This window comes from Clostridium sp. JN-9 (genome assembly GCF_004103695.1).
In the GTDB taxonomy this organism is placed as follows: Bacteria; Bacillota; Clostridia; order Clostridiales; family Clostridiaceae; genus JN-9.
This window is the reverse complement of the sequence record NZ_CP035280.1, coordinates 646,421-658,945: the sequence shown is the minus strand read 5'-3', so window position 1 is coordinate 658,945 and position 12,525 is coordinate 646,421. Positions and strand designations below refer to the sequence as shown.

Here is a 12,525-nt window from a genome sequence, read left to right as displayed (position 1 = left end):
AACCTTTAATCATTAAAATTTTATTTTCTGAAATTTCATTGTGTAATGTTTTATGCAAAGTATAAAAAAGGATTATGCATCTTTCATTTTTTAGCTGCATAATCCTTTTATAACAAATTATTTACATGTATAACTTAAAGAAAGATTAAAAACTACTTTTTCTTCACGCCCAGTCTTTCAAGTACAATGTTATATCCATCGCTGCCGTAATTCAGGCATCTGTTAACCCTGCTTATAGTGGCAGTACTTGCCCCTGTGGTTGAAGCAATATCCAGATATGTCCTTTTTTCCTTAAGCATCTTTGCAACCTGAAGTCTTTGCTCTAATGCCTTTATTTCAGTAATTGTACATATATCATCGAAAAATCTATAACACTCTTCATTATTTTGTAAGCTCAATATTGCTTGGCATAAAAAATCCATTTCTTTACTGTCTAATTTGGATTTATAGCTATCCATATGTATTCACCCCTCACAAATAATATCAGTATTATCTATTATCTTATCATTTCTTCAAAGTACTTTCCATACTAAATATAAATTTTCAGAGATTTCGCATCTAAATTCCAGTAAAAGATTTACTTTTACTGGAATTGTATTTTATTGTACTTTCTTACATGGCTGGTAAATCAACAGACCGATATGTCGAAAAAATAGTTATAATTACCCTTACCCTAAGAAATTTTAATAATCGATTTCCAATTTTATTTTTATATTAAGTCTTTTTAAATATTGGATTATTCCAGTTGTCATCTATAGTAAATCTTTCATCTTTTATATCTTCAATAATATCTATTTGAAGCATCCGTTTCTTTCTAAAACCTCTGATACATCTAAAAAAATATAACTGCATCAGATTAAACGCTATAATTATAAACATCAGTACTGTCTCTACGCCCGTAGGGCTATGAAGAAAGCAATGATCTAAATGCCATTCTGTTTTAAGCTGATGAAAGGCATTATTTTCTATATCCCACCTCTTGTGCATTATCTTCCACAAGGTTTCTACTGAGGCAAATTTGTCTGTTGTTATAATCCAGCCTTCTTTAATTTCTACCTTATCTCCAGTATGAATTTCTTCTATAAACCTTATAAATCTAACTTTGATAGTCGGATCTGATATTTCAAAATTATCTTCATCCCAAGCTTTAATTTTGGTATAGTCTTTACTTCCCTGCTTTACAATCCATTTCTTATCAGCCTCACGGCGCTTAAATAGAGCTAATGCATCCTTTACAATGAGAAGACGCTCATCTTTAACTCTTACTACTGCATTCATTCCTATTGAAAGGACTTCTTTTATCCAAGTAGATTTACAATATAAAGCATCAGCTACTATAATATCGGCAAAATGGTGATATTTACGATATAATTTTTTTATTAATCTTATACCTCCGGTGATTTCACCTTCATCTTTATTCGAACTATCTTTCTTAGGTTCAAGCATTTCTTGTCCTAAAATAACATGGGGATCCGAACCTACGGTAGTACAAACTACAGATCTGTGGAAATGACGAGTAGTGCCATCCTTATTCTTTCGTGAAAGACATTTGTCACAAAATTTTTTAGCACTTTCAAATAATTCTACACCATCTACAGCAACTACCTTTAAGCCATCTATGGTACCATTTCTAAATATCTTATTTTTTATCGTAGTTCTAATTATACTATCATGAATATTTTTCAAACCATTCAAATCAAAATCACTTAAGCAGCGCCTAACGGCATCAATGTGAATCATTTTAGTGTTTTTAGGTAATACTTTTTTAAATTTACCTTTTTTAAGCCAATGCTCTAACCTGTTGAAACTTCTTATTTGAAGCATAAATCCAAACAAAACTACAAAGGTGATTGTTGAAATTTTTACTAGAGATTTTATCTTTTTATCCTCTAAGGTATTGATTTTTTCACCTATATCGTATACTTTATTAATATAGGTGAGCATTTGTTTTAAATAACTTTTATTCATCTTAAGGCATCCTTTCTATTGTGTTGTGCAAAACTATTATAAAAAGGATGCTTTTATTATGCAAATTTTTTTTATAATTTCCAGTAGAAATCGGATTTTACAATGTTTTTATTAAATACTAGCAAATCAATATAAATCAGCGGGCTGCGCCCTAAAACTTTTTTAGGTGCTAAACTTCTGATAAATTTTACAAAAAACGCAAAACGATCCATTGGGGCATGGACCGTTTATTCATAAATAAAAAGGGGGCTATTTATTCCTTTTATTTATCCTTGCAAGATTATTATAGTAAAATTAAAATAGTAAATCAAGCTTTTTTGCAAAATAAATTGTAAACAAATTATTAAATGAATGTATAAATTCATTTAAACATAATATATGTCAATTTAACTACCAATATTATTTCAATTAAATATCTTTTAAAATTGATACTTCTTCCTGCGACAATTCTCGATAACTACCCTCTTTAAGTGCAGAGTCCAACTCTAAAGGTCCAAAATTCATCCTTTTTAAAAATACAACTTCTTTCCCCAAACTTTCAAACATTCTCTTTACCTGATGAAACTTACCCTCATGTATGATAACTTCAACTTCTGATCCATTTTCAGCAGATTTTATAATATTAAGTTTTCCAGGAAGACATTTATATCCGTCATCTAAAACAATCCCTTGACTAAATGCGTTCACATCATCATCAGATACAGGCTTATTTATTTCGGCATAATATTTTTTATCCACATGCCATTTAGGGGAAATCAGTCTGTGGTTCAATTCTCCATCATTGGTAATCAGAAGAAGCCCCTCTGTATCTTTATCAAGCCTTCCTACAGGAAAAGGGTCAAATATTCTATATTCCTCATCTAATAAATCTATCACAGTTTTATCATAATTATCAAAGGTTGCGGAGATAACGCCGCTGGGTTTATTCATCATAATATAAATGTACTTTCTATAGTTTACTTCCTCACCATTAACTTTTATTTTACATTTTTCAGGTTCAATGGCTAATCCACTATCTTTAACAACTACATCGTTTACTTCAATCATGGACTTTTTTACCATATATTTTACTTCTTTTCTAGTTCCATAACCTAAGTTAGATAATACCTTATCTAATCTTTCCATAAATTGTCCTCCGTTAAATTGTAAGCTTTATTTTCCATAATATTTCATTACTTTATTAACATAGTTTCTTGTCTCCGATGGCAGCTTTGTCATATTCTGCACATTATTAACGCCCCTGTTTGCTAAAGTACCAGGCCCTGCATTATATGCTGCCAAAGCAAGTTCTTTCACATTGCCATACTTACTTAGAAGCTCACTTAAATATTTTGTTCCACCATCCACATTCTGCTGTATATCATAGGCATTGCTTACCCCAAGTTCCCTTGCGGTGTCAGGCATTAACTGCATTAATCCTTCAGCACCAGCACCAGAAGTTGCATTTGGGTTAAAGGATGATTCCTGTTTAATAACTGCCATAATTAAGTTTTTGTCCACTCCATATTTTTTTGATGCAGCATCTACTGCCTTATCAACAGTAGTGTTCCCACTATTCACGCCATTATTTATATCACTCACAACATTATATAATCTTTCGCCGGCACCATATCCCAGTTTGCTTAAATCACTTTCATTTAATCCTAAGCTGGATAAGTCAAAAGTCCCATTACCATTTGAAATAGCTTCTGTAAGGCTTTGAAGCATTAACTGAAATGAACCGGAATCTCCAGAAGCTTCAGCAGTCTGTTTAAGCATATCAGTCAATAATTGTACCTGAAGGATCTGCTGAACGCTTTTATCGCTATTTATCTCCATACTTTTCACCAACCTAACAAAATTATTTACTGTACCATAAATTCCATTATAGCATAATCTTCATAGCTTGTCTTTTTATTGGAACTTTTGGCAAGAGCAAGCACCTTACATAATCCTTTGGAAAAAGGTATAAAAGTATAATAATTTTTTACGCTGTATTTTTGTACTAATATCCAGTCATTGTTTTCCATAACATAAAATTCATATAAAACATTTCTGCCTCCCTCACACTCTGCAGTAAGGGTAATACCTTCATTAATCTGAATTTTTGCTTTATCTATTTTTAATCTGCAGTTTGTAATTGGGATAGCATCATTTACAGCTATGGTCACTTCCCTTTTACAATCAAATTCCTTATTGCTTTTTATATTTTTTGCAAATATTTCAACTGAATAAATTCCAGGTACCTTTGGCACAAATGAATATTTCATATCTTTTACGAATTCACTTTCTTCTACATTATGCCCATTTATTTTTAGTAAATATTTTACTAAAATATTTGATGTATTTTCACAGATAATTAATAAGCATATAACGTCACCGCAGACATAATATTCTTTTGGTGGTTTTAAAACATAATCAATATTTGCAGGCAGATAATCATAAGCTTCAAAAAAAACTGTGCTGTGGCTGTCAAATTCCCTTTCAGAATATTTATCTTTAACCCGTACTTCAAGTTCATAGTTTCCACATTGTTCAGGGGTAAAATTTACCCAGTTACAGTCACCATACTGTATTTTTTCTATATCCATGCCATCCTTTTTAACAATAAATGAGTATTTTAATTTACTTCCTCCTTCAGCATCTGCTGTTATTTTTACAGTGCTGTTTGTTAAAAGTCTGGTAATATTTCCATCAATTATTACATTTTTTATAGTTACAGGTTCATGACTTTTTTCATCTATAATAAATTCAAAATTAGATTCATCCTCACTTAATCCCTGAAATTGCTTGTCCTTTACTAAAAGTTTTACATTATAAGTTCCATAATGATCTGCCTTCCACTTATAGGTATCATTTCTTATATAACCTGAGTCCTCTCCATAATTTCCATCAATTATATATCTATAAAGTAATTCATTTCCTCCCTTTACAACTGCCTTTAATTCTATTTCACTGCCGCTTATCTGAGGTGAATTTAAATCACTTGTAAAGCTTTGAATTTCGACTTTATTATATGATTTAATTTCATAGTTAATTATGGCTCTGTCATCAAATTCACTTTGGGAATACATGTCCTTTGCCAAACACAATAATCTATATATGCCAGGTTCCTTCTCGTAAAAGCTTACCATTTTTTTTGTTGAATAATCCTGCACACATACAGCTTTTCCCTTTGAATTTAATTTTATAAATTTATATAAAGTAGTCCTGCTGTCATCTGCTGAAGCATTTACCTGAAATATTATTTCAGAACCAACTAAAAGATCATGGCTTAAACATTTAAAATCCGTTATTTCAAGAGGTTTAATTTCGCTTACCTGAAATTTAACACTTTTAAAGTCATCAAAATTATTTTTAGATTCTGCTCTTTTACATTCTACAAGTATTTCTTCTTCTCCTGAAGACTTTATTGCCCAGGTTAATGTATTATCTGGTGAATATTCCTTAATTAATTCCCAATTTTCATTCTGCCTTAGCCAATACCTGAACATTAATGGAGAATAACTTGAAATTACATCTAAAAGCAGCTTGTCCCCAATTTTAAAAGTATCTTTGTTCACATCAATGGAATCTATAAGATTTTCCTCAATGTTGCCTATTATAAAATCCAGCCTTGTTACATATTGAAAAGGTTTTGTGCTTTTCTCCTCTTTTGCCTGTGCCATAATTATGTATTTGCCCTCAGCATCAGGAATCCATTGGACAGAATTGCAAGCTTCAAAATCTCTAAGAGTTTTCCATGTTCCATTACACCCTACCATAAACTTATATAAAAGTACTTCCTGAACATTATTTTCTGCTTCAACACATATTGATGTATTTACACTTTGCGGGCTTTGCAGATTACAGTGTATGGTGATCTCATTCATTAATATCATCCCCTAAGCAATGTATATAAATATTATAACTCATTACCAATTTTTACAATAGAGGTAATTAATAAATTAGTTTTCATTTAATACAATTGCAAATAAATCATTATTCTAATATTATAGTATATGGTATTTAATAATTATTTTTCTAAAGGAGTTTTATTATGAATGGTTTATATGCAGAAGCCATAAGCTTTAATAAAATACAATTAAAATATAATCATATTGATAACCTGGAAATAGATAAAATTGCTGTATTTAATAATGGTAAGCAAGTTTCCATTGCTTCATGCAGATTGGATAATGATGTAATAATCATAGAACTTAAAGAACAGATAAATATAAAAGCTCAGTATTTAATTAGTTACTATGACATAAAAACCCCAATAGAATTTTTTACTCTATTCGGAACGGAGGAATTTTACCAAAAATATAACTGTGAAAAAGCTCTTGGTATTGTATATACAAATAATTATACTGAATTTAATTTATGGTCCCCAGCAGCATCTTCTGTATATGTAAGAATCTATGAAAACTATTGCAGCAATAATAATGAATCATTTATTGAAATTTCCATGGCTGAAGATAATGGATATTGGACTGCAGCAATAATGGGAGATCTCAATGGAAAGTATTATACTTATTCATTAAATGTATATAATCACATAAGAGAAATTGTAGACCCATATGCCTATGCAGTTGGAGCAAATGGTTTAAGAGGAGCTATAATAGACCTGAAGCAGAGTAATCCTGAAAATTTTGAATCTGACATGTCACCTGAATTAAATAACTATACTGATGCTGTTATTTATGAAATGAGTATTAGAGATATATCTTCTAATGAGCACAGTGGTGTAATAAATAAAAGAAAATTCTTAGGCTTAGCAGAAGAAAATACTGTTAATAAAGATGGACTTCCTACTGCCCTTAATCATATAAAAGATTTGGGAGTCACTCATATTCAGCTTATGCCTGTATTTGATTTTTCATATAAAAGTGTAGATGAACTAAATCCAGTAAATTATAATTGGGGTTACGATCCTCAGAATTATAACGTGCCTGAAGGAAGCTACTGCTCGGATCCAGCAAATCCAATCACCAGAATTTATGAATTAAAAAAATTAATTCAGGTTCTCCATAAAAATAGCATTTCCGTAGTTATGGATGTAGTTTATAATCATATTTTTAATTTTGAGGAAAGTAACCTGGAGAATTTATTTCCATCATATTTTTTTCGCAGAGATAAAAGTGGAAACTTCTCAAGTGGAAGCGGATGCGGTAATGACTTAGCCAGTGAACGCTTTATGGTGAGAAGATTAATTGTGGACTCAGTAAAGTATTGGGCCAAAGAATATCACATTGATGGATTTAGATTTGATCTCATGGGTATTTTGGATGTAGAAACTATGAATGAGATAGAACACGAACTCCATCATATTAACAAAAATATTATATTATATGGAGAAGGCTGGGAGCTTTCTACTGAATATGATAAAAATAATTTAGCTTCTATAAAAAATGCCAGTAAAACACCTAAAATAGCTTACTTTAATGATTTTTGCAGAGACAATATTAAGGGAAGTGTATTTAATGAAATGGACAGAGGCTTTGCCACAGGCAAAAAAAATTTAGAACAAAACATTAAACATGTAGTTACAGCCTGCACAGGTAATACTTCTGATTTTATGGTATTGCCATCACCAGAGCAAAGTATAAATTATGTTTCCTGCCATGATAATCTTACACTTTGGGATAAAATTAACATAAGCTGCAATGATTACTCCTATGAAGACAGGATAAGTGCTCATAAGCTTTCCATGGGAATAATACTTACAAGTCAGGGCATTCCTTTTATACACAGCGGTGTGGAAATCTGCAGATCAAAATATGGTATAAGTAATACTTACAACTCTCCAGATAAGATAAATAACATTGACTGGGATAAAAAGCAGCAGTTTATTAATGTATATAATTATATTAAGGGATTAATAAAGCTTAGAAAAAATCACCCTGCATTTAGAATGACTGATAAAGAGGAAATTAAAAATAAAATTTCATTCTGGCAGCAGATTCCTTCAAACACTGTTGCATTCAGCTTGAATAATAATGCCAATTATGACTGCTGGAATAAAATAATAGTAATTTATAATAGTAATCCAAATGCTGTTAATGTAAGCATCCCATATGGCACATGGAATATAGTAGTTGACAAATATTCATCAGGAGATCAAATTATAAGATCTTTTACAGCTGACAATATTACCGTAGAACCCATTAGTATGACGGTTATTACAGTTGAAAGTTAATTTTACAGTTGAAAGTTTAGAGTTTTAAGTTTTAAGTTAATGTGGTTTTGCCATAGGCAAAACTTTAAATTTAATTTTTCAGCTCTGCTGAAAAATATCCTTAACTCTTAATTGTTAACTTTTAACTCTTAACTGTAAAAAAGTAAGCCACTGGCTTACTTTTTTATTTGTTGTGTTCTTTTATTATTTTAACTAAATTGCCATATAGTCTTTTATCATCGTCAGAGCTCCTCTTTTTAGGTGAAAATGTTCTCCCACCGGCTCTTCTGATTTTACTGCTTAAATGTCTCTCAAAAAGAAGTTTATCTATATTGTTATTGTCATATATGTGACCTTTTGTACCAATAGCAAATGCTTTTTTTCCAAGGGCCATTGCTGCAACACCAAAGTCCTGTGTAATGACTATATCATTTTCCCTGCATTCATTAGCAACAGCCATATCTACCTTTTGAAATCCGCTGTCAATATATTTAATACTGCTGTAGTCGCTGTTAATAACATGATTTAAATCACAAAACATAATTACTTCTATATTATTTTCTCTTGCAGCTTTTTCAATAAAAGATTTCCCGGGACATGCATCTGCATCTACAATGATTCTCATATCTTACAGTCTTTCTTCTAATTTTGCCTTCATATCCTCGAAGCCTGGTCTCCCTAGTAAAGCAAACATATTCTTTTTATATGCTTCCACACCTGGTTGATCAAATGGATTTACACCAAGTAAATATCCGCTTAATCCACAAGCCATTTCAAAGAAATAAACTAAATATCCAAAATAAAATGCTGTTAATTCAGGTACATTTACTATTATTCCAGGTACTCCGCCATCATTATGTGCTAAAACAGTACCCCTGAATGCCTGCTTATTTATAAAATCAAATGTGTTTGAAGCTAAATAGTTTAAGCCATCAAGATTATCTTTGTCTTTTTCAACGGTCATATCTTTTCTTGGGTTTTCAACATTTATAAATGTTTCAAAGATGTTTCTTAAACCCTGCTGAATATATTGACCCATAGAATGCAAATCAGTGGAGAAGTCTGCAGCTGCAGGGAAGATGCCCTTGTTATCCTTTCCTTCGCTTTCTCCATATAACTGTTTCCACCATTCACCGAAATAATGCATACATGGCTCAAAATTAACAGCCATTTCTATAGTTTTTCCTTTTCTGTATAAAGAATTTCTAGCTACTGCATACTTATAAGCATCGTTTTTATTCAAATCATCAGAACTATATTTTTCTCTTGCCTCTGCAGCACCTTTCATTATTTCATCAATATCAATTCCTGCTGCGGCTATTGGAAGCAGTCCAACTGGAGTAAGTACTGAAAATCTTCCTCCAACATCATCTGGAATAACAAATGTTTCATATCCTTCTGCGTCAGCTAATGTTTTAAGTGCTCCCTTTGCTTTGTCTGTTGTAGCAAATATTCTTTTCTTTGCTTCAGCTTTACCATATTTCTTTTCCATATATTCTCTAAATATTCTAAAAGCCAGTGCAGGTTCCATAGTTGTTCCTGACTTTGATATGACATTTACAGATATGTCCATACCCTCAATTGTATTTAATAAATCTCTCATATATGTAGAACTAATATTATTCCCAACGAAAAATACTAATGGGCTTTTTCTTTTATTTTTTGGCAGACAATTATGAAATGTATCAGTTAACATTTCTATAGCTGCTCTGGATCCTAAATATGATCCGCCTATTCCTATAACAATTAAAGCATCTGAATTTTCTCTTATTCTTTTAGCTGCTGCCTTAATTCTATTGAATTCTTCTTTATTATAATTAATTGGCAGGTCTATCCATCCAAGAAACTTGTTGCCTGCACCAGTTTTGTTTTTCAGCATCTTGTCTGCTGCTGAAACTATTGGCTGTAAATTTGTAATTTCCTGTTCAGATAGGTAAGGTTTTGTCTTTGATAAGTCCAAGCTTAATGCTTTTGACATAATATCTCCTCCAAACTTTTAATAAAAATATCCTATTTGAATTTTAGACTATTTATAAAAATAAATCAAGTTTCCGAGAATTTAGAGCAACAAAAAAGATCACTGAAATTCTCAGCGATCTTATAGTACCCTAAATTATCTTCTGAAGCCTCTGTTATTCTTTTCAGCTTTTCTTGCTTTTCTGCATTCTGGGCATCTTACTGGATCATTTTCAAATCCTTTTTCTTTGTAAAATTCCTGTTCTCCTTCTGTGAATACGAACTCTTTTCCACAATCTTTACATACTATTGTCTTATCAGCCATTTTATAGACCCTCCTATTTATCAGGGATTTAACTAATTCATATTACCGCATCCCCTAAGGAGGACTAAAGTTTGTATTAGGTTAAATCTCTCTTATTACGAAAATATTATATCATCCTAAAAAATCAATGTCAATATATAGTATTTAATTCCTGTATTCATAAAAAGCTTCCACAAAATCATCTATTGCTGGCAGCTTTCCTGATTCCACCACATCTATTCCAGTTTGCTTGCACAAATCAGCTATAATGCTTGAAGAATACTTATCCCTTACAACAATTCTTTTAGGCCTTCCAGCCTGAAGAATATAATTTATTACAGCTCCAAACATTGCATCAATTTCATCATCTTCCGGTGCTACCATGTTTTGTGATAACAGCATACCGCTTCTCTTATCCGCTAAAATACATAGCCTTGGAATAATTGGCTTATCATAACTTTTGTCATTTATAACTGAATTTAAGTATGCTATATCCAATTCCAATACAGAGTTATTCTTAGCTTTATTTTTCAATCTCTTCATTAGTAACTGATCTTCTAATACTGGTACTGCATAGTGAATATGAGGTATTAACAAAGGCATTTCGTAATTCAGCCATAAGTTGCTTTCCTTATGAAAACAGCGCATTAAAGTTTTACCGTTTTCAAAATCAACTTTTAGTCCATTATGCAATGACTTTATTGCCATGTATAAATGTTTTAAAATATCTGTAATTTCCAGCACTTCATTTTTATCGGGCATATATGGAGCATAGCCTTTCTCATACACCCTAAAGTAAACCCAATCATTCTTTCCCCTAAATTTAAGCCCTAATTCCTTTATTATGTTTAATTCTTTTTTTGTCAGTTCATCTCTGCTGCCAAAATTACACATAATATTATTTTGATAACGTATCAATTGATTCTGAGGAATATCATTATTATCTGCTATGGTAAAAAAATCATTTATGGCCTTACCACCTATATATATGCCTATACCGTAAAACTCTCCGCCTTTGCCCATGACACTGCATATACAAGGCTCATCTTTTCCAAGAGGCAGTATGGTTATTAGATCCATATCCCATAAGTCCTCCCAAGGTTTCAATTTCTTAAGCTTTATTGCAACCTGGTATAAATCTCTCCATTCTTCCATGGATGCTTCAATTCTCATAATGAATAACTCCAATCTTAAATTTTATACTTTCGCTTTTATGATATTATAACATAAGTTAAAGCCTCCCATATCAAAAAACATTTCTGTTAAAAAAATAGAGAAACACTTCACATAAGTGTCTCTCTAGCAGCATCCGATGTCAATTCCGACATACAGCCAATTCTAAGACTATCCTATATTTTAATGCATATTTAAATATCAAAATAAGCTTCCATATAATCCATATCGTTTGCAATTCTTAAAATTGTAAATACCCTGCTAAAATTTGGCTGATATAATGACTCTTCTACTATTTCAAAATCATCACTATTCTCCTGAAACCATACATCACATCTTAAAATTCTTTTAACAGTTTCATTGCTATATCTATTATTCAGAAGCTCTTTGGCGGCTGATCCCTTTATTATTCCAGGTTTCAAGTTAAAGTCAAAGCTTGATGACTTTGCTTGAACTATCTTTGTTCCATTACTATAATACACTATTGCAATAACCTTATCTTGAGTTATTGATATTACTTTTCTTGTCATTGCCCCTAATGATACATTAAATTCCTGAGCCAACCCCTTTATTAACTCTAAGGTAATAACCTTGTTTTCGATTTTAGGAAGCAATATGTTTGTAGGTATTAATAGCTCTGCTGCAAAAATATCTGCTTGATTTTCCTCTAAGTTATCTGAGCTAAAGTCGCCAATATTAGATCAGGTACACATATTGCTATGCCAAGGGATAAAAAAGTGTCCCACCTCATGAGCAATTGAGAACCTTTGCCTTGGAATATATAATATTTTTCTATTATTTATAATTATGTTCTTTTTCCCTTTTGAAACAATCAAAAGAGCTTCGGCAGATTTAATATTTTCATAATTCACCTTTAAATCATAGGTTTCACATACTTTAAAAATATCTACAGGAGGAGTTAAATTTAAGGATAAAAGAATATCCCGAGCATAAAGCTCAGGATTATTTTCATATAGATACATTC

The 12,525-nt window shown here is 31.3% G+C and carries 10 protein-coding genes and 1 pseudogene; 1 reads left to right on the top strand and 10 read right to left on the bottom strand.

What is annotated here, in order from left to right:
• Positions 1-152 precede the first annotated feature (152 nt).
• The 5 genes from EQM05_RS03115 to EQM05_RS03095 all read right to left on the bottom strand — a co-directional run bounded on the left by EQM05_RS03115 (position 153) and on the right by EQM05_RS03095 (position 5,819).
• On the bottom strand, positions 153-458 hold the full coding sequence (locus tag EQM05_RS03115) for a YerC/YecD family TrpR-related protein (RefSeq protein WP_128748695.1): 306 nt from the start codon (positions 456-458) through the stop codon (positions 153-155).
• Positions 459-714: 256 nt separating this feature from the next.
• The gene (locus tag EQM05_RS16110) at positions 715-1,968 is read right to left on the bottom strand and encodes a transposase (RefSeq protein WP_128748581.1); all 1,254 of its coding nucleotides are present in this window, start codon (positions 1,966-1,968) and stop codon (positions 715-717) included.
• 408 nt (positions 1,969-2,376) lie between these two features.
• Complete coding sequence (locus tag EQM05_RS03105) at positions 2,377-3,093, bottom strand: 16S rRNA pseudouridine(516) synthase (RefSeq protein WP_128748694.1); 717 nt, start codon at positions 3,091-3,093, stop codon at positions 2,377-2,379.
• Between the two features lie 27 nt (positions 3,094-3,120).
• Complete coding sequence (locus tag EQM05_RS03100) at positions 3,121-3,786, bottom strand: lytic transglycosylase domain-containing protein (protein ID WP_128748693.1); 666 nt, start codon at positions 3,784-3,786, stop codon at positions 3,121-3,123.
• Between the two features lie 26 nt (positions 3,787-3,812).
• Complete coding sequence (locus EQM05_RS03095; protein ID WP_128748692.1) at positions 3,813-5,819, bottom strand: triple tyrosine motif-containing protein; 2,007 nt, start codon at positions 5,817-5,819, stop codon at positions 3,813-3,815.
• A gap of 167 nt (positions 5,820-5,986) precedes the next feature.
• Between EQM05_RS03095 and pulA the strand changes: the two genes are divergently transcribed.
• Positions 5,987-8,128 (top strand): type I pullulanase, encoded by a 2,142-nt coding sequence (pulA, locus tag EQM05_RS03090; RefSeq protein WP_128748691.1) that lies wholly within the window; start codon positions 5,987-5,989, stop codon positions 8,126-8,128.
• Positions 8,129-8,291: 163 nt separating this feature from the next.
• Here pulA and EQM05_RS03085 read toward each other — a convergent pair whose 3' ends face one another.
• The 5 genes and pseudogenes from EQM05_RS03085 to EQM05_RS16105 all read right to left on the bottom strand — a co-directional run bounded on the left by EQM05_RS03085 (position 8,292) and on the right by EQM05_RS16105 (position 12,523).
• Positions 8,292-8,732 (bottom strand): YaiI/YqxD family protein, encoded by a 441-nt coding sequence (locus EQM05_RS03085; RefSeq protein WP_128748690.1) that lies wholly within the window; start codon positions 8,730-8,732, stop codon positions 8,292-8,294.
• A 3-nt stretch (positions 8,733-8,735) separates the two neighbouring features.
• Complete coding sequence (locus EQM05_RS03080; RefSeq protein WP_128748689.1) at positions 8,736-10,085, bottom strand: glucose-6-phosphate isomerase; 1,350 nt, start codon at positions 10,083-10,085, stop codon at positions 8,736-8,738.
• Between the two features lie 135 nt (positions 10,086-10,220).
• Entirely contained in the window at positions 10,221-10,388 is a 168-nt protein-coding gene (locus tag EQM05_RS03075) for a zinc-ribbon domain-containing protein (RefSeq protein ID WP_128748688.1), read from the bottom strand.
• A 144-nt stretch (positions 10,389-10,532) separates the two neighbouring features.
• Positions 10,533-11,540 (bottom strand): hypothetical protein, encoded by a 1,008-nt coding sequence (locus tag EQM05_RS03070; protein ID WP_128748687.1) that lies wholly within the window; start codon positions 11,538-11,540, stop codon positions 10,533-10,535.
• Between the two features lie 194 nt (positions 11,541-11,734).
• Positions 11,735-12,523: pseudogene (locus EQM05_RS16105) on the bottom strand (ImmA/IrrE family metallo-endopeptidase).
• Positions 12,524-12,525 lie beyond the last annotated feature (2 nt).

What these genes read in the sequence shown, in the direction of transcription:
- EQM05_RS16110 (WP_128748581.1), bottom strand. Translation starts at nt 1,968, where the DNA reads ATGAATAAAAGTTATTTAAAACAAATGCTCACCTATATTAATAAAGTA.
- EQM05_RS03085 (WP_128748690.1), bottom strand. Translation starts at nt 8,732, where the DNA reads ATGAGAATCATTGTAGATGCAGATGCATGTCCCGGGAAATCTTTTATT.
- EQM05_RS03095 (WP_128748692.1), bottom strand. Translation starts at nt 5,819, where the DNA reads ATGAATGAGATCACCATACACTGTAATCTGCAAAGCCCGCAAAGTGTA.
- pulA (WP_128748691.1), top strand. Translation starts at nt 5,987, where the DNA reads ATGAATGGTTTATATGCAGAAGCCATAAGCTTTAATAAAATACAATTA.
- EQM05_RS03105 (WP_128748694.1), bottom strand. Translation starts at nt 3,093, where the DNA reads ATGGAAAGATTAGATAAGGTATTATCTAACTTAGGTTATGGAACTAGA.
- EQM05_RS03100 (WP_128748693.1), bottom strand. Translation starts at nt 3,786, where the DNA reads ATGGAGATAAATAGCGATAAAAGCGTTCAGCAGATCCTTCAGGTACAA.
- EQM05_RS03070 (WP_128748687.1), bottom strand. Translation starts at nt 11,540, where the DNA reads ATGAGAATTGAAGCATCCATGGAAGAATGGAGAGATTTATACCAGGTT.
- EQM05_RS03075 (WP_128748688.1), bottom strand. Translation starts at nt 10,388, where the DNA reads ATGGCTGATAAGACAATAGTATGTAAAGATTGTGGAAAAGAGTTCGTA.
- EQM05_RS03080 (WP_128748689.1), bottom strand. Translation starts at nt 10,085, where the DNA reads ATGTCAAAAGCATTAAGCTTGGACTTATCAAAGACAAAACCTTACCTA.
- EQM05_RS03115 (WP_128748695.1), bottom strand. Translation starts at nt 458, where the DNA reads ATGGATAGCTATAAATCCAAATTAGACAGTAAAGAAATGGATTTTTTA.